This is a genomic window from Paenibacillus sp. FSL L8-0663 (genome assembly GCF_038008125.1).
Taxonomy (GTDB): Bacteria; Bacillota; Bacilli; order Paenibacillales; family Paenibacillaceae; genus Paenibacillus; species Paenibacillus polymyxa_D.
In genome coordinates this window covers 2,139,947-2,158,067 of the sequence record NZ_JBBOYM010000001.1, presented here as the reverse complement: position 1 = coordinate 2,158,067, position 18,121 = coordinate 2,139,947, and the positions used below count along the sequence as shown (strand labels likewise).

Here is an 18,121-nt window from a genome sequence, read left to right as displayed (position 1 = left end):
TTCACTCCAATGACTAATAACGGTGTCTGCCGGGCTGATCTACTAGAAGTTCTGCTCGTTGGATCAACCGTCTCCCGGGTGCGCTTCACATCGGACCTCATACCGGCTTCCACCTCTTCCGGCTCGCTGTAATGATACGGCTCAGCTGCTACTCTCCCGTTCCGTGACGTTAATTCCATTCATTATACAAACCTATTCAGTAGAAAGCAACCTATTATTTCCTCTTCAGGCACTAGTTCCATATATGTAATTACACTGCCACCAATTGGCGGCATGCCTGAACGCAACGACGGCAGGCTTCTGCACAATGTTTACAATGATCATGGGAATGCTTGCTGCATTCAGCAGCACATACCTCACAGGCGTTGGCGCACAGCTCACAGATTTGCTCGGCAAAATCCGTTCCACGCTGCAGCATTTGGGCAGCAAATCCGCATATTTCTGCACATTCCCTACTCACTCGAATACATTCACGCAGCATAGCTAAATCATATTCCTTCAAACTCGCTACGTAACATACATTGCAAGCGTTCATACATTCCAGGCAAGCATCCACGCATTGTTGGTATGAATGATTCATATTACATTACCTCCCAGTTGTTGACCCTGCTGTACTATTACCCGCTGTCCCTTGAGGTTAACCATTTGATGTGCGCGCTTTCAATAAAACAAAACAATATAATCCCGACTTATGTAAGGAAGTGTACTATATTCCAGTGTGCAAATGCAAGGATATTAATCACATAGATTTTTAGCCCCTGTTTCTGACTTGCATACGCTCAGTCATTGCTCTATTGTAAAAAGTGTATGTCTAACCGCCGATCAAGGAGTGAACATTTTAATGAATATGTCTTCTGTAGAGGAACACCGTCAGGAATCCCCCCAACAAGTGAATTGCATGGTCGTGACTGTCTCGGACACACGCACCGTGGAAACAGATACTGGGGGACGACTGCTCATGGATCTACTAGAAACCAATGGATATACAGTTGTTCGATATGTCATCGTCAAGGATGACTACGAAGGTATTCAGCAGTTAGTATCCGAAGCAGCGGCACAGGATGACATCGAGGCTGTTCTTTTGACAGGTGGTACCGGTATTTCTCCACGTGATACTACATATGAAGCTGTCTCTTCTCTACTGGATAAGGAACTACCTGGCTTTGGGGAAATCTTCCGTTATTTAAGCTTTGCTGAGGACATTGGTTCAGCAGCTATCTTAAGCCGGGCTGTAGCTGGCACTGTGGGCCAGACAGCTGTATTTTCTATGCCTGGTTCACGCGGAGCCGTTCGTTTGGCAATGGAACGCATTATTGTCCCTGAGCTACGACATGTGATGAGAGAAATTTATAAATAAGCTCCTATTTCCTACATGCTCCAACACAAAGAGGCACCCCATGCATTCATGAGGTGCCTCTTCCAACTATTCTTTTTCTTCAACTTCGGGCTGCATATAACTGTCGATCAGCTTTTGCTTTAGCTCCCATACCTTCTCGCTCAGATTTACACGATAAATTTCAGGGTTCAGCTTCCGCAAATATTCTGGCCAGAACAGTTTTAACTGTGAAGTATGGTAGGCTCGAATTTCATCCAGCTCGGGAAGCTCATATACCTTCTGTCCATCTATAAAAATAGGCTCAAGCATCGGCACGGCTTCGTAATTTTCTACATACTTCTTCATATACGGATGCAAAGGGTTAAACAGCTTCAGGCGCTTACCATTACGCGGACGCTCTTCATCCGGAAAAGAAATATAATCGGCTACAGCTCTCCCTTTCTTCTTATCCACAATGCGATATACATCCTTTTTGCCTGGTGTGGATACTTTTTCTGGATTCCCCGAGATCTTGATCGTCGGCAACATTTCGCCATCCACTTCACGTTCAACTAGCTTGTATACCCCGCCAAGCGATGGTTGATCTGAAGCCGTAATAAGCTGTGTTCCTACACCCCATACATCAATACGTGCCCCTTGGGCTTTCAGGTTAAAAATCGTATTTTCATCCAAATCATTGGAAGCTACAATTTGTACGTAATCCAAACCTTCAGCATCGAGCATTTCCCGCGCCTGAATGGATAGATAAGCCAAGTCACCGCTATCCAGACGAATTGCATTCATACGCTTACCCTGACTCTCCAGCATTTTTGCTGTCCGAATCGCATGAGGAACACCGCTTTCCAGCGTGTCAAAGGTGTCTACCAGCAGTGTAACCTGATCTGGCAATACTTTCGCATACACGTCAAACGCCTCCTGCTCCGTCATAAAGGTCTGCACCCATGAATGGGCATGTGTCCCCTTCGTCGGGATTCCAAAATGTTCGCCTGCCAGCATATTAGAAGTCGCGTCAAAACCAGCCACATAAGCTGCTCGTGCTCCCCAAATCGCTGCATCTGCTTCCTGCGCACGCCGTGTTCCAAATTCGAGCAGTGTATCATCACTTGCCACCTGCTTGATGCGCGATGCCTTTGTCGCAATAAGCGTCTGGTAGTTCATAAAATTCAGCAATGCCGTTTCGACAAGCTGCGTTTCCATAATCGTTCCTTCAACACGTACCAAAGGCTCGTTGGGAAAAACAAGGGCCCCTTCTTTCATCGAATGGACCGTTCCACCAAACTTAAACTGGCGAAGCGCCTCCATGAACATGGGATCGTACTTCTCCTCCTGTTCAGACAGGTAGCGAATGTCCTCTTCTGTAAACCGCAAATTTGCAATATAATTCACAATGCGTTCCAGACCCGCGAACACGGCATATCCATTACCAAAAGGGAGTTTACGAAAATACGCCTCGAACACAGCTTTACGCTGGTGACTTCCGTTCACCCAGTGGGCGTACATCATATTAATCTGATATTTATCTGTATGTAATGCGAGGCTCGTTGACTGCATTGTAATCATCCTCTCTGACTGTCTCCAGGTTTGTGGCGCTACCGCCTCATCTGCCCAGATTCAGCAATATCCGGCTCCATTTTGTTATCGGACATTGGTACACAATCGTTAAGTTATTTTACTTCTTCTGGCGTAAAACCGTATCCTCAGCCGATCGTACCGCGGCTCCAAGACTTCCCTCAAAATGACCCAAAGCCCAATCATGTCCAGCTTGATTAAAGCTCGCCACAGCGTCCTTGTATACAGTAATAGCAAAACCTTTGTTATAAGCATCTACAGCCGTATGCAGTACACATATATCCGTACACACACCAATCAGATGAACTTCCACAATACCACGTTCACGCAGCCTGAGTTCCAGATCTGTGCCCGCAAAAGCACTATACCGTGTTTTATCCAACCAGTTGATAAGATCACTTTGTTGCTCATAGAGGCTATGAAGCTTGCCATACAAATGTCGTCCGTTGGTTCCACGTATATTATGTGGAGGAAACAGCTTGCTCTCTGGATGATAAAGGTCGTTCTCCTCATGCAAATCCACAGCCATGACGACAAAGTCCCCTTGATCTACATATGCCTGCGTAATTGCTGCGATCCGTTCATCCAACTCAATCGCAGGTTGTCCTACAGGCAAACTACCGTCCACAAAATCTTTCGTGTAATCAATCACAATTAGTGCCTGCATCGTACGGTCAGCTCCTTATCCTCAAAGTGAAATTGTACGTTCTATGCGTAACCTATTACATTAGACGTTACGTGTAGATAGATAAACGTGGTACTCTGTCACTAAAACGGTACAACTGTGCCGGTCTTTGTGAATACTGGTTGGAACTGAGCGGTTTGCCGTTCTCATCACGCACCTCTTCCAGAATTCCCTGTCTGCTACGAGTCGATGTTATTTTGCGAATAAAGTTTGGCTCTTCGAAGTCCGGTACGACACTCTGTATCACCTGATATAATTCACCCAGTGTAAAATGTAGCGGTAAAAACTGTTTGGCGATCGTCGTCTGAAGCATCTGCAACTGAATTTTGCGATAAGCATCTACTATGATATCCCGGTGATCGAATGCCAGTTCCAATTCCTCCAACGCTTCGCGGATTGTGAATAGCCCGACCTCGGAAGCATCATCGGCCGCCTGACGCTGTTCCAACATCCATTCTTCTACCAGCGCAAAAAATGCATGCGATATGATCCAGCCGCGCGGATCACGTCCCGGTCCACTATATACACCCAAATACTCTAGATGCCCGCCGTCCACACCCGTTTCCTCTAACAGTTCCCGCTTGGCAGCTCCATACATGGATTCATCTTCCTGACAAAACCCTCCAGGCAACGCCCACCGTCCTGCAAACGGCCAACTGCGGCGCTTGATGAGCATCACTTTCAGCTCCCGAATCGGCAATGTCTTTGTTACCGTCTTGCGCTCCCGCTTCGTTAAGGTAAACATAACGATATCCGCCGGAGCTCCATCTGGAGTGCGGTATTTCTTAATGTTATACGACGCCTTTTGCGCCTCTTCGTTTATACGATTGCTATCCATTGGCATCACCATATTATATCGTTTTGATAAATTCATTATGACATAATAAAAATTTTTGTCAAGCGTCAGGCCTTGCCTGAATCACTTGCTTGTGTACGTAATACTCGGAAGGTTGCTGTAGATGTAGACCCGAGTGTGCCTTCACTATCCCTTACTTCCGCCTCAGTGGTTATAGTCCGACCTCCCTGATGAAGAATCCGCGCCCTAACCTCCAGTCGGCCTTGCCTCATGGCTGACAAGAAATGAACATTTAGGTTCGTCGTTACACATGGATCCATATTTCGTGAAGCCATACTGACCATCCCCATCGCCTGATCCATCAATGAAGTAAGCACACCCCCATGGACAATCCCCATCACATTGGTATGCTCTTGTTTGGCTTCCAAAGCGATCTGTACCTCGTTTGCATCAGCTGCAATCAGCTCACACCCTAAATACTCCCAAAAAGTATTATTTTCGCCCTCTAGCATCTTACCCAACTTATCCATTCCCTTGCTTCCATCCCTTCTATGTTGTCCCATTTCTCTTGATGTCTTATAAACATATACGATGGCAAATTGCTTTCGAAAAAAAGGCGTGGAAGCTACGCCTCCACACCATAAATTTCATTCTAATCACTGCAATTCGACGAGGAAGTACTTTTTCCCTCTTCAACGTTCACCTTCTCAGCAACGGTATCACGGATCGCCATGATCACCATTTGCAGTAGCTCATTAATTTCCACCTGACTCTGCTGAAACTCCGTTACAATTGGAATACCGTCAAGTTCTTCCTGTAGCTCCTGTAGCTCGGCCTCGATTTTGGCAATCATTTTTTGATTTTTTAAGGATTCAAATGCAACAATTTCCTTTTGCTTCTTTTTCATCGTTGCAATCAGTTGCTGGATTCGCCCATGATCCTGAATCTTTTCTTCTGCTTTCCGGAATACCTGTACTTCCTCACTGCTACCCAAAATACCTGCTAATTCTTTGGCTTTTGCCAATATCATTTCGCGATTGACCAAATGATCATTCTGGCGCGCCGCCGATTGAAGTTCTGTTTGTTGCAACCGCTCCTCTGTCATTGTCCATCGCTCCTTTTCTCACTTAGACGGCCTAGCACACAGCCCTTTACCAGACCGCACGCAACCCGCTAGAATATTCTTTTATCCGTTAACTGCTACAGCCGTTTCAACCAGATCACCTTTGATGTAAAAGGTCATAGGTTCCGTAATTTTCACTTGAACAAAGGAACCAATCAGGTCCTGAGAACCCTCAAAATGTACAAGCTTATTGGAACGGGTCCGACCGGCAAGCACTTTGCTGTCATTTTTGCTCTCGCCTTCCACCAACACTTCAACCACTTCGCCACGCAATCGACTATTAAAGCGAAGGCTGTTTTGGTTCACAGCAATGTTCAGACGCCGGAGACGCTCTTTTTTGACCGACATAGGCACATTATCTTCCATCGAAGCAGCTGGCGTACCTTCACGTGGTGAATAAATGAATGTGTAGGCAAAGTCATAGCCCACTTCACGCACCAAAGATAGAGTATCTTCAAACTGCTCGTCTGTTTCGCCCGGGAAACCTACAATGATATCCGTTGTCAGAGAAACATGCGGAACAGCTGCTTTAATCTTCGCTGCCAGTTCCAGAACACGCTCACGGGTATATTTTCGGTTCATTTTCTTCAATATATCCGTATTACCGGATTGAACAGGGAGATGGATATGCTCCACCAAATTGCCACCCTTACCGAGCACTTCTACCAAATGGTCATCAAAATCACGTGGATGTGATGTTGTAAAACGTACACGCGGGATATTGATTTTGCGCATATCATCCATCAGATCCCCGAATCTGTAATTCAAATCTTTCAAATCCTTACCATAAGCGTTAACATTCTGCCCCAGTAAGGTGATTTCTTTAAAACCTTGACGTGCCAAATCCCGTACTTCACCGATAACATCCTCTGGACGACGGCTTCTTTCCTTACCACGTGTAAAGGGAACAATGCAATAGGTGCAAAATTTATCACAGCCGTACATAATGTTCACCCAAGCCCGCATACCCTCGCGCTTCTTCGGCAAGTTTTCGATAATGTCGCCTTCCTTAGACCACACTTCGACCACCATTTCTTTGCTAAAGAGTGCTTCCTTGACGAGCTGAGGCAGACGATGAATATTATGGGTACCAAAAATCATATCGACAAAACCGTGTTTTTGCATAATCCGGTTAACGACGTTCTCTTCCTGTGACATGCAGCCACACACGCCGAGCAGCAGTCCTGGCTTTTCTGTTTTGAGATGCTTGAGGTGACCCAGCTCGCCAAACACTTTATCCTCCGCATTTTCACGGATAGCACAAGTGTTTAGTAAAATGATGTCTGCTTCCTTCCGATCCTCGGTTGATTGGTAGCCCATTTGTTCCAGCAAACCTTTTATGGTTTCGGAATCATGCTCGTTCATTTGGCAACCAAATGTGTATACGATATAATGCTTTCCCTCACCGATATGCTTTAGCTCATCCGGGACTGCGTTATCATATAATACCTGTACATCCTCTTTACCGCGTTGCTTTTCTTTTCTATGGTTCGGCTCCGCCATAATGTTGATTTCACGTCCGCGAATACGGATCTTTTTGCTATGCTCATCTTCAGAAATAATCTTCGCATCCGAGAAATCAAAATATTTGGAGTAATCTTTTGTTTTCTTTTCCATTCCTTAGTCACTCCTTACACCATCTATTTCACGAGCTAATTTGTGATTTTACTGTATCTTTAGGCATGGGTAAATTTATTTTAAGTTCTAAAAAACCTTTAAAAAAGGCATTACACTAAATTATAGCATGATTTATAGGCCATCGCCATAGATCAACCGCAGATACCATTGAAAAGTGAACTCATGTTCTTTTTGTACATAAGTGAAGTATTTGTGAATTATATAGTATGTAAAAAGCCCGATTCTTTTGCAAGAATCGGACTCTTTAAGCCTTCCGGCATTTAAATCGTGTATATTAGTCTACGATTTCAGCGTTGTCACCGTTTTTCACACCGGCACCGTTCGCTTCATCTGTATCAATGTGCATATCCAAAGCAAAAGAATCGGACACACGTGCAAGAACATTTTCAAATACAAGACCACGTTCGCCGCCAACACGTACTTTCAGCAACTGCTTGTCCTTAATGTCCCATTTAGCTGCATCAGATGTATGGAAATGAATATGGCGGGCTGCTACAATCACGCCTTCTTGCAGTTCCACTTCACCAGCTGGTCCTTTTACTGTGATTCCTGGTGTACCATCAATGCTACCCGATTCGCGTACAGGTGCTTTTACACCAATAGCAAAGGAATCAGTGCGAGAAATTTCCAACTGGGAAGCGGGACGAGCAGGTCCCAAAATGCGAACCTTATCAAATTGGCCCTTAGAACCAATTACAGCTACCGTTTCATTTGCGGCAAATTGTCCTGGTTGGGACAAAGGTTTAAATTCGGTTAATTGATAGCCTGCTCCGAACAAAATTTCAATATGCTCTTGAGTCAGGTGAATATGACGGGCGGAAACGCCGACAGGTACGATTTTACTCATCGTGTGGTCACTCCTTTTTCTCTATACAATACTTTACACATCCATGCTATTATACTCCTATTTTGCCAAGAAAGAAAAGGAGAGCGTATAAAGTTCCCTTTTTCGCCCCAATCAGCGTTAAATATCATCCCATCCCTATAAATCAAACCGTCGTTTTAGCGAACAGGAGAAAGAAAAGCATGATTTCAGCTACAATGAGATGAGGGGGGACGACAATAAATATATTAAGAATAAACAGGACACAGAGTATTCCAGTTAAGAAAAAAATGATTCTGAGACGAGGTTTAAGATGACTTAATCTGTACTGATGGAATACCAGTAAAACCGACAAAAAGTAAATAAAAACAGAAGCAAAGGTAAAGCAAAGCACAAAAATATAGTCTACTTGTCCCAAAAACAAGAGCTGAATCGAAGCAGCTAGCATGCTAAGGGAAAGATAAATAAACAAATGACCATAAATAATAGTCTGTCCTGCTGATTGTTTTGATTTATCTACGCATTTCTCCATATTCTCAAAATATTGCCACCAGATTCCGATGACTAATACAAAAGCCAAAGCAGCAAATACAACAGAAGAAACCGTAAAATGATCGGATTGTAAAACAGAAAGCATACTTATCACAGATTCGCCAAGCAGAATTAAGGTGAACTGTGCAAAGCGTTCTAAAAGATGCTCCGTATGGATTGGTGTGATCACCAACTTTTTACAGCCAATCAAAGGAACGAGGATATCAACAGCTATACCGGTATATAAAATCAAATATCGAACCCAAGAGTCAAAGAATAAGGAGAAACTAGAGATGACTATTCCAACCCAAAAATAGGTTCCGAAAAAACGAGCTGTTTCCTGTTTATGAGCCGTTTCTTTCGGTGCCGAAAGTAAATATTGAACGACAGTTAAACCTCTTAACCCAATATAGCCAACAAAAAAAGATACGTAATACGCATTAAAATCTATATTCAAGCTGGCAGTCATGATTAACACGAAAAACAATTGCAGAATCATAAAGATTCGATGCGTTATACTGTCTTGACCAAAACGGTTGTTGTAGACAGTTTGCCCCACCCAAGCCCACCATATCGGGATAAAAATCATAATAAACTTTTCCATATGTCCCCACGAGATACTACCATGCTCAACATGTAGTAAAACATGAGTGGCCTTAGAGACAGCAGCTACGAATAGTAAGTCATAAAAGAGCTCAAGCCAGGTAACCTTTTTTATTAACATTGTGTAATGGAGCCCCCTCTGGTATAGCGGTGCAGCATGGTGCACCATCAGTCTCGCTCCATTGTCTGCCGTATTTCTGCAAATATTACTTAAAATATAAGATACTTCTCATTATTTCGTAATCGTTCTCGCTTTGTCAAGAGTGTTCGCAGCCAAAACATCTCCTTAAATAGCTATTTAAGAAGACATTTTAGAAGACATTTTAGAAGGCAGATTCGTTTGCAGGTATTCCAGGGCATGAGCTCCCAGCCATCCTTTGACTAGCTCCTCAGGGTAATGCTTCAGCAGCAGTTCTGCAAAAGCCGGATATTTCCCCGAGTGTTCCAAGCCTTGCACATGGTGCTCGATACCGTCAAAATCAGAGCCAAACATCAAATGCCTTTCGCCCCCTAATGAACAAATATGCTCAATATGCGGTAGCATATCCTCAGCAGTTACTGTACCCTGCTCTTTGAGAAACATGGTGACGAAGGTCAAACCAATCCGTCCGTTACGGGCGATCAGTGCACGAATCTGTTCATCCCGCAGATTACGAGGATGAGCACATCTCGCAAAGACATTCGAATGCGAGGCGATGGGCGGTAGAGTAGCCTCCTCCAGCACCTCCCAGAAGCCCTGTACGGACAGATGTGACACATCTAACAGCAGTCCCAGGTCATTACAGCGATTGACCAAATCGCTCCCCTTGCTAGTCAGCCCGCCACCTCTATGTTCCATAATGCCGTCAGCTGCCCAGTTCGCATAATTCCATGTCAGCCCAATCAATCGTATTCCCATGGCATAGCACAATTCTGCATAAAAAGGGTTCCCTTCCAGCGCATCTACCCCCTCCAGTGAGAGCAATGCCCAAGGTGCCCATGTATGATCCGTCCCATTACCATCCAAATACGTTATCTTTTCCGTGCGCTTCTCTTCTCCTGCCTGCTTTACTTGCTCCTCCTGATGCACTGCGGACGCATTTTTACACATTGCCAAGTCTTCCTTCCACAGCAATGGTCTCAACCCACCGGAGATAGAGGTAACATGCTGCCTGAACAGCTCAATTTGACGAACCACATGCTCAAATCTTGGAGTGCCTAATACCTGTGAAATATATATAGCAAACGTTTGCAACTGCACGTTACCTTCTAGCAAACGTTCTTTTGTGACATCAAGCGATGGATGACTGAAATCGATCTGCGCATCGAGCTGCATTTTACATAACACATCACAATGAAAGTCAACAACTGGCCAATTCACTTTTAGCTTATCATTCATGCATCTTACCTCCATTTATAGATTGAAGCACCACAAATTTATTTTAAAAATCATAGCGACAGACTCAAATGCAAAAAAGCCCGTTTACAAATCGTAAACAGGCTCAGGCAACTTACATTTATTATCTTGGCTCTACAATCAATTTGATCGCGGTCCGATCTTCTCCATCAATAACAATGTCTGTAAAAGCAGGAATACAAATCAAATCCACTCCGCTTGGTGCGACAAATCCCCGGGCAATGGCTACCGCTTTAATGGCTTGGTTTAGTGCACCCGCTCCAATCGCCTGTAATTCTGCATTTCCGCGTTCACGCAGTACTCCTGCGAGTGCGCCTGCAACTGAATTAGGATTGGATTTTGCTGATACTTTTAATACATCCATAGTAAGTACCTCCCCTGGGAATGATGATGGTTTGATTCCACTATTAGATGTTATTCGAGGGTCAGCAAAAAATTCCTGCTTTTTGGTGACAGTTTTCCTTATTCTTTCCTTAAGCAGCTCACAAAAAAGTTAATCCATCCGCCATTCATCTTCTTTGAGTCTGATTTTCTGAATTTTGCGGGCTTTTCCATCGTTATCATTCAGCTCTACGCTGATGGCATGGAAATGCCATTTGCCCATGTCCACTTGAAAACGCACCGGAAGCTGGGTCTGGAATTTCTGTAACACAGCCTCTTTCTGCATTCCAAGCACTCCCTCATAAGGACCTACCATTCCCGCATCTGTCTGATACGCAGTTCCTTGTGGCAAAATTGTATCGTCATTGCTCTGTACATGTGTGTGCGTACCTACCACGATTGAAGCACGTCCATCCAAATGCCAACCCATAGCGATTTTTTCCGAGGTTGCTTCGGCGTGAAAATCAACTAGGATATGTTTATGTTTTTTGCGCAACTCATCGACAATTTCATCTGCTGCACGGAATGGATCGTCAATAGCTGGCAAAAAGGTTCTACCTTGCAGATTAACAATAGCCAGCTCCTTACCTCCACCCTTTACAACGGTATAACCTCGGCCCGGTGTTCCTGGTGGAAAGTTAGCCGGGCGAATGATCCGTGGCTCATCATCTATAAAATCAAATATTTCCTTATTGTCCCAAGTATGATTTCCCATCGTAATCCCATGGACGCCCCAATCAAAAAACTCTCTGGCGATAGCAGGGGTTATGCCTCTTCCCGAAGCTGCATTTTCTCCGTTCACGATAATAACATGCGGATTGTATTTTGATTTGAGCGAAGGAAGGTTTTCCCTCAGTGCCTTTCTGCCTACACTGCCGACGATGTCTCCAATAAATAATACGTTGATAGAAAGCCCTCCCTAGTCTGCCTTACATAAATGAAAAGTGGCCCTACAAACAGCGGCCACTTTTCATTGAAATGCTTTTATTTTGCGTATTCTACCGCACGGGTCTCGCGAATAACAGTAACTTTGATATGTCCCGGATAGTCCAGTTCATTCTCAATCGTTTTCGTAATATCGCGGGCAAGTCGGAATGCTTCCGCATCATCAATTTTCTCTGGCTGTACCATGACACGAACTTCGCGTCCGGCTTGAATCGCGTATGATTTTTCAACGCCTTCAAAAGATTCGGAGATGCGTTCCAGCTTCTCAAGACGACGGATGTACGTCTCTAGCGTTTCACGCCGCGCTCCCGGTCTTGCTGCTGATAGAGCATCTGCCGCCCCAACCAGCATGGCGATCACTGAAGTCGCTTCGCAGTCGCCGTGATGTGAAGCAATGCTGTTGATGACGACCGGGTGTTCCTTGTACTTCTTCGCCAGTTCCACGCCAATTTCAACGTGCGATCCTTCCACTTCGTGATCCAGCGCCTTCCCGATGTCATGCAGCAATCCTGCCCGTCTTGCCAGTACAACGTCTTCGCCCAGTTCCCCGGCCATTAGACCTGTCAAGTATGCAACTTCCATCGAGTGCTTTAATACGTTCTGTCCGTAACTCGTACGGAACTTAAGACGTCCCAAGATCTTGATCAAATCCGGATGTAAGCTATGCACGCCCACCTCAAAGGTGGCCTGCTCACCATATTCACGGATTCGTTCGTCCACCTCTTTACGGGATTTTTCCACCATCTCTTCAATACGAGCCGGATGTATCCGTCCGTCCGCTACGAGCTTTTCAAGCGCAGTACGCGCAATCTCTCTACGAATCGGATCAAATCCGGACAAAATAACAGCTTCCGGCGTATCATCAATAATGAGGTCAATTCCTGTAAGGGTTTCAAGTGCACGGATATTACGGCCTTCGCGCCCGATAATCCGGCCTTTCATTTCTTCGTTCGGCAATGTGACGACAGAAACCGTCGTTTCTGCTACATGATCTGCCGCACAGCGTTGGATGGCCAGTGTGATGATTTCACGAGACTTTTTGTCCGCTTCTTCTTTGGCCTGCTGTTCAATTTCTTTAATCATCTGAGCTGTTTCATGACGAACTTCCTGCTCTACGTTGGTCAGAATAATACTTCTTGCATCCTCCATCGTCAGATTGGAAATACGCTCCAACTCAGTTACCTGACTCTTGTAAATCAAATCAATTTGCTGCTGGGTTTCATCGATTCGTTTCTCTTTGTTGGCCACCTGTTCTTCTTTGCGTTCCAGCGATTCCAATTTTTTATCCAGCGATTCTTCTTTTTGCAGCAATCTTCGTTCCTGTCGTTGAATTTCATTGCGACGTTCACGAGTTTCTTTTTCAGCTTCGGCACGGATGCGGTGAATTTCATCTTTCGCTTCCAATACCGTTTCCTTCTTCAGCGCTTCTGCCTCTTTTTTCGCGTTCTCCACGATTTGCGCGGCAGCTTCTTCCGCACTGGAGATCTTAGCTTCTGCAATAGATTTGCGAATAAAATAACCAATCCCGAACCCAAAGAATAACGCGGCTACAGCAACGAGAACGAACCAGATCGCAGTCATCATACTGTTCACCTCCCCGTTGGTTCCTCCAAGGCATTCCTTGGGACTTTTTGCAATTGTCACATTTACTTTGATCGTCAAACTAAGATAACGACACAAGGTCGTTTCATTTCATATGCACATGCTTTCACATGTACAATTCCGCCTGGCATAGCGGCATCACTTGTTATTTGGCGATGAGAACTCACCGGTGGATTCCGCTTTTTTGGAAGGAAAAAGGGCGTTCCACAAGTATCGTTTCATATATATTTTATTATTTGACAAATGGCATTGTCAAGGGAATGCAAACATTAGTAGAGTACCATGCAGCTTTCCATGTAATAACTAGCTCATCCTATCCGTTCATACTAGCCCAAGGTTCAGCAGCCGTTTGGCAATTATTCCTCCCACTGCAACAATTCCTCGTCATCTGAAGCAGCGTCATGCTCGGCCGCAGTGAGGTGATTGACCACTCGGCGTGTCATATCCCCCGAATATCCGCGTCTCATGAGAAAAGGGTAGGTTTTCCTTTTTTTCTCCATTATATCACCACGTACCTGATTCCATTTCTTACGTCCGATCGTCAAAGCACTCTCCCACTCCTCATTATCGGTGATTTCACCTAACGCTTCCCCAATAGAGGCTTTAGAGATGCCTTTCTGACGGAGTTCTTGCCTAACCCACATCTTCCCCTTACGTTGGCTAGTTATACGCTGCCTTGCCCATTGGCGGGCGTACAAATCATCATCCACGAGTTGCTCCCTTTCCAGTCGGACCATTACTTCGTCAATAACAGACTGATCCAGTTCTTTTTGCACCAAACGCTGGGCAATTTCCTGACGTGTGCGAGGCTTTCGCCCCAAATATCGAAGCGCGAGTACATAGGCCTGTTGCTTTTCATCTGCCAGAACAATATCTTCCAGTTCTTTTTTGACGAATGACGTTCCTTTGAACATATTGTACTTGATCATTACATCTTCTAATACAGACAATGAATACGGGCCAAAATGAATGATATAGCGTCCACGTTTGCGTCCCTGTCCCTGCTCTACCCTAGTAATCATCAATTCCTCATGATCCGGAAAAAGAGAAATCTCTTGTTGCTTATTTGCTTCCGCAGAATATTCATCTTCATCGTCCAACTGCAATATGTTTCCCTCACTTTGAAATTCACGAAAGCAGTCTTTGGACAACTGCTACGCAAAAGTTAGATTCCGCTGACAAAGCAGCTTTAATTGATGCAAAAATGCCCTGCACAACTGTGCAGGGCATCAGAATCATGCTATTCAACCGGATTGTGCCATAACCCTGGCTCCAGTTCACAAATCAGGATTCACCAAGCTTTATTCAAGCTCCAACAATTCCTGTTCTTCCTTGGCTTGCTGTGCCAACTCTTCTTCTGTAGGCGGAGCAACCGTCGTAATCAAATTGCTTGCCACCCGAATTTTTTGCTCGATCGTACTAGCAATGTTCGGATTTTCCTTCAAAAATTGCTTCGCATTCTCACGTCCCTGACCAAGGCGCTCACCTTCGTAGGAATACCAAGCTCCACTCTTGTCGACAATGTCATGCTCCGTACCGATATCGATCAAGCTACCTTCTTTGGAAATGCCCTCACCGTACATAATGTCCACTTCAGCCTGACGGAATGGAGGGGCAACTTTATTCTTCACGACTTTAATACGTGTGCGGTTACCCACAATGTCGTTACCCATTTTCAAACTTTCAATACGACGAACATCCAAACGTACCGTAGAGTAAAACTTCAAGGCACGTCCACCTGGTGTTGTTTCAGGGTTACCGAACATAACACCTACTTTTTCACGTAGCTGGTTAATAAAAATAGCAATAGTTTTCGATTTGTTAATGGCTCCAGACAGCTTACGCAATGCCTGCGACATCAGACGTGCTTGAAGACCGACGTGGGAATCTCCCATTTCGCCTTCAATCTCTGCCTTCGGCACAAGTGCCGCTACGGAGTCAACAACTACAATGTCTACTGCTCCACTACGTACAAGGGCTTCGGCAATCTCAAGCGCCTGCTCTCCTGTATCTGGTTGCGATAGTAACAACTCATCAATATTGACACCCAGCTTGCTTGCATACGACGGATCAAGCGCATGCTCGGCGTCGATAAAGGCGGCTTGTCCGCCTGTTTTTTGCACCTCTGCGATAGCGTGAAGAGCTACTGTCGTTTTACCGGATGATTCCGGTCCGTATATTTCAATAACCCGGCCTCTTGGAAAGCCGCCCGTTCCTAACGCAATATCCAAAGCAATCGAACCACTGGGGATCGTTTCCACTTGCATGTGGGTAGACTCACCCAACTTCATAATGGAACCTTTACCAAATTGCTTTTCTATTTGACGGAGCGCCATATCCAGCGCAGCACGACGATCTGACAATAAACTCACATCCTTCATTGTTTGTACTTTAATAATACCTTGTTTTGACACGCTTGCCAAGCATTTTTTCGAACATACATTCGTTTTTTTATTCACACAGCTCTCTTCTGTAATTACACCTGTCTCTTAAAACAAAAAAAGAACCGCTGGCAAAAGGCTTTGCAACGGTTCTTCCGATAAGGTAATTATATCATGAATATCTATCTAAAACAACTCTACGACCCACACTGTACATAGATGATTAAGAGAGTTTCTCGTTCTCTACCAGCCTGCGCCACAATCTGTACAGAATCGCTTTGACTGATCGCAGTCGGATTGTTTCGCGGTTACCACTCAGTCTCAGTTCATGTACTTCCGTTTCCTTGTCGCGTTCAGCAATGCCAATATACACTAGACCGACTGGCTTACGTTCGGAATACCCAGGTCCGGCTACACCAGTAACTGAAAGTCCAAAATCGCTGTCCATGATCATTCTCGCCTGCTCTGCAAGCACAAAGGCCACTTCCTTACTCACTGCACCTGGCGCTTGATCCCCTTCCAAATAATCACAAGGCACGTTGAGTAATTTCATCTTCATTTCATTGGAATAGCACACGATGCCACCTTGAAACATAGTAGCACTGCCAGGTATAGAAGTGAGGTGTTCCATCAGCATTCCACCTGTACAGCTTTCTGCCGCACTCACAGTGAGTCCGCGATTGGCCATTAGATCTACGATAACCTTCTCCAGCGTAACATCTTCGCTTGCATACATAAATTCCGAAAGACGCTGCTGAATTTCTACTTCCGTAGCCGTCAGCTTAATCAATGCTTCACTTTCGCTGGCCGCCTTGGTGGATATACGGATCGTGACTTCCCCTTCCTTGGCATAAGGAGCAATCGTGGGGTCTGTCTGGGATTGGATCAGATCTAACAAACGGGTTTCAAGAGCTGACTCACCAATCCCTGCAAATTTTAGCATTTTTGAATAAATTGGCATTTCCTCACCGCTCAATGCCTGCTGAAGCAACCAAGGTTTGGCCTGGTTTGCAAACATCGGTTTGAGTTCCTTAGGAGGTCCAGGCAAAACTACATAAAATTTACCATCCTGTGCAATTGCGTCGCCCACAGCTAGCCCTGTCTCATTTTCAAGCGGAGTAGCACCTTCAATAGAAAGCGCCTGCCGGCGGTTATTTTCGGTCATTTCTACCCCACGGTTACGAAAAAATTGATCTAGCTTGTCCATTGCAAGACGATCTATGTGCAATTTTCGCCCCAATACAGACGCTATCGCATCTTTCGTCAAATCATCCTGGGTCGGTCCCAGACCGCCAGAAAATAAAATAATATCCGCACGCTTCTGAGCAATTCTTATGGCTTCCTGAAGCCGATCTATGTTATCGCCAACCACAGTCTGAAAATATACATCGATTCCAATTGTAGCCAACTCTTGTGACAAATATTGAGCATTTGTATTCACTATTTGTCCGAGCAATAACTCTGTTCCTACCGCAATTATTTCAGCTTTCATCAATTCTTCCTCCTGTACTGCGAATATGATGGGAATTATATAAAGAAACAGCAATAAGTTTAGTCCCTATTGCTGTTTCCATAAAATTTATACTGTTAAACCTTGGAGGAGCTCAGCAAATGGATATTTTTCACGAAATAATCAATACCCGAATAAATGGTGATCAACACCGCTGCCCATATCGCTATTAAATCAAACGGTATACCAAGAAAAACAAACGGGAAATTATTAATGAGCAGCGCTACTATAGCAACAATCTGAATGATCGTCTTTAATTTGCCCCAATTGCTTGCAGCAACCACAGACCCATCCAGCAAGGCAATCTGACGCAGCCCCGTAACCGCAAACTCACGGCTAACAATCACAACAACAATCCACGAATCAATTTTCCCCATTTCTACCAAGGAAACCAAAATGGCGGTTACCAAAAGCTTATCAGCAAGGGGGTCCAACAGCTTGCCCAAATTGGTGACCATATTATTTTTACGTGCCAAATACCCGTCAAGACCGTCCGTGCTGGCTGCTACAAGGAAAATGATAGCCGCAATCAGCTGATTATACGGCAGCTTGAAAGCTCCGATCTCAATCGGTGGCGGATAAAAATCAAAGTCCACCAGCAAAGCCAGCATCATCACCGGGATAAGGCAAATCCGCGTTATTGTAATTCTGTTGGGTAAATTCACAACACACTCTCCCCTGATTATCGTACTTGATTACAAATGGCAGTTTTCGGATTAAATTCAACCCTATGTAAATCGCTTTCGGCGAGCGCTATACACCTGAATTGTCTGCATTTTCGTTACAAGTATAATATGGCGCA

At 44.8% G+C, this 18,121-nt stretch carries 18 protein-coding genes and 1 other annotated feature (1 of these 19 only partly in view); of the genes, 1 reads left to right on the top strand and 17 read right to left on the bottom strand.

The features are described 5' to 3' along the window. Positions 1 to 173 (bottom strand) — a binding site (T-box leader) (it extends 84 nt beyond the left edge of the window). A gap of 77 nt (positions 174 to 250) precedes the next feature. After that, positions 251 to 580, bottom strand: a complete 330-nt coding sequence (locus tag MKY75_RS09930; protein ID WP_165147526.1) for a four-helix bundle copper-binding protein — start codon at positions 578 to 580, stop codon at positions 251 to 253. A 261-nt stretch (positions 581 to 841) separates the two neighbouring features. Here MKY75_RS09930 and MKY75_RS09925 point away from each other — a divergent pair, with 261 nt between their 5' ends. Next, entirely contained in the window at positions 842 to 1,357 is a 516-nt protein-coding gene (locus tag MKY75_RS09925; RefSeq protein ID WP_029517048.1) for a MogA/MoaB family molybdenum cofactor biosynthesis protein, read from the top strand. Positions 1,358 to 1,423: 66 nt separating this feature from the next. Here the strand turns inward: MKY75_RS09925 and MKY75_RS09920 are convergent, their stop codons facing one another. The 16 genes from MKY75_RS09920 to pgsA all read right to left on the bottom strand — a co-directional run bounded on the left by MKY75_RS09920 (position 1,424) and on the right by pgsA (position 17,984). Beyond that, positions 1,424 to 2,887 (bottom strand): nicotinate phosphoribosyltransferase, encoded by a 1,464-nt coding sequence (locus MKY75_RS09920; RefSeq protein ID WP_165147529.1) that lies wholly within the window; start codon positions 2,885 to 2,887, stop codon positions 1,424 to 1,426. A 118-nt stretch (positions 2,888 to 3,005) separates the two neighbouring features. Continuing rightward, a complete protein-coding gene (locus MKY75_RS09915; protein WP_165147532.1) occupies positions 3,006 to 3,572 on the bottom strand; it encodes a cysteine hydrolase family protein in 567 nt (188 codons plus the stop codon). A 67-nt stretch (positions 3,573 to 3,639) separates the two neighbouring features. Further along, positions 3,640 to 4,428, bottom strand: a complete 789-nt coding sequence (locus tag MKY75_RS09910; RefSeq protein WP_023988247.1) for an NUDIX domain-containing protein — start codon at positions 4,426 to 4,428, stop codon at positions 3,640 to 3,642. Between the two features lie 65 nt (positions 4,429 to 4,493). Then, the gene (locus tag MKY75_RS09905) at positions 4,494 to 4,916 is read right to left on the bottom strand and encodes a PaaI family thioesterase (protein ID WP_025719091.1); all 423 of its coding nucleotides are present in this window, start codon (positions 4,914 to 4,916) and stop codon (positions 4,494 to 4,496) included. A gap of 122 nt (positions 4,917 to 5,038) precedes the next feature. Then, positions 5,039 to 5,491: a RicAFT regulatory complex protein RicA family protein gene (locus tag MKY75_RS09900; protein ID WP_165147535.1), complete on the bottom strand. Its 453-nt coding sequence runs from the start codon at positions 5,489 to 5,491 to the stop codon at positions 5,039 to 5,041. 81 nt (positions 5,492 to 5,572) lie between these two features. Continuing rightward, positions 5,573 to 7,126, bottom strand: coding sequence for a tRNA (N6-isopentenyl adenosine(37)-C2)-methylthiotransferase MiaB (gene miaB, locus MKY75_RS09895; RefSeq protein WP_165147538.1), 1,554 nt, complete (start codon positions 7,124 to 7,126; stop codon positions 5,573 to 5,575). A gap of 295 nt (positions 7,127 to 7,421) precedes the next feature. After that, entirely contained in the window at positions 7,422 to 7,994 is a 573-nt protein-coding gene (gene pduL, locus MKY75_RS09890) for a phosphate propanoyltransferase (RefSeq protein WP_013309962.1), read from the bottom strand. A gap of 142 nt (positions 7,995 to 8,136) precedes the next feature. Further along, positions 8,137 to 9,225, bottom strand: coding sequence for a low temperature requirement protein A (locus tag MKY75_RS09885; RefSeq protein WP_340885114.1), 1,089 nt, complete (start codon positions 9,223 to 9,225; stop codon positions 8,137 to 8,139). Between the two features lie 177 nt (positions 9,226 to 9,402). Then, positions 9,403 to 10,482, bottom strand: coding sequence for a dipeptidase (locus MKY75_RS09880; RefSeq protein WP_165147544.1), 1,080 nt, complete (start codon positions 10,480 to 10,482; stop codon positions 9,403 to 9,405). Positions 10,483 to 10,603: 121 nt separating this feature from the next. Continuing rightward, positions 10,604 to 10,864, bottom strand: a complete 261-nt coding sequence (locus tag MKY75_RS09875; protein WP_007430104.1) for a stage V sporulation protein S — start codon at positions 10,862 to 10,864, stop codon at positions 10,604 to 10,606. A gap of 129 nt (positions 10,865 to 10,993) precedes the next feature. Beyond that, on the bottom strand, positions 10,994 to 11,788 hold the full coding sequence (locus MKY75_RS09870) for a TIGR00282 family metallophosphoesterase (protein ID WP_013309959.1): 795 nt from the start codon (positions 11,786 to 11,788) through the stop codon (positions 10,994 to 10,996). Positions 11,789 to 11,865: 77 nt separating this feature from the next. Next, the gene (gene rny / locus MKY75_RS09865; RefSeq protein ID WP_013309958.1) at positions 11,866 to 13,410 is read right to left on the bottom strand and encodes a ribonuclease Y; all 1,545 of its coding nucleotides are present in this window, start codon (positions 13,408 to 13,410) and stop codon (positions 11,866 to 11,868) included. 374 nt (positions 13,411 to 13,784) lie between these two features. Further along, positions 13,785 to 14,534 (bottom strand): regulatory protein RecX, encoded by a 750-nt coding sequence (locus MKY75_RS09860; protein ID WP_069011415.1) that lies wholly within the window; start codon positions 14,532 to 14,534, stop codon positions 13,785 to 13,787. Between the two features lie 195 nt (positions 14,535 to 14,729). Further along, a complete protein-coding gene (gene recA, locus MKY75_RS09855; RefSeq protein ID WP_023988239.1) occupies positions 14,730 to 15,791 on the bottom strand; it encodes a recombinase RecA in 1,062 nt (353 codons plus the stop codon). Positions 15,792 to 16,032: 241 nt separating this feature from the next. Continuing rightward, a complete protein-coding gene (locus MKY75_RS09850) occupies positions 16,033 to 17,301 on the bottom strand; it encodes a competence/damage-inducible protein A (protein WP_340885112.1) in 1,269 nt (422 codons plus the stop codon). 95 nt (positions 17,302 to 17,396) lie between these two features. Beyond that, positions 17,397 to 17,984 carry a CDP-diacylglycerol--glycerol-3-phosphate 3-phosphatidyltransferase gene (gene pgsA / locus MKY75_RS09845; protein WP_013309954.1) on the bottom strand — a complete coding sequence of 196 codons (588 nt, stop codon included), beginning with the start codon at positions 17,982 to 17,984 and terminating at the stop codon, positions 17,397 to 17,399. Positions 17,985 to 18,121 lie beyond the last annotated feature (137 nt).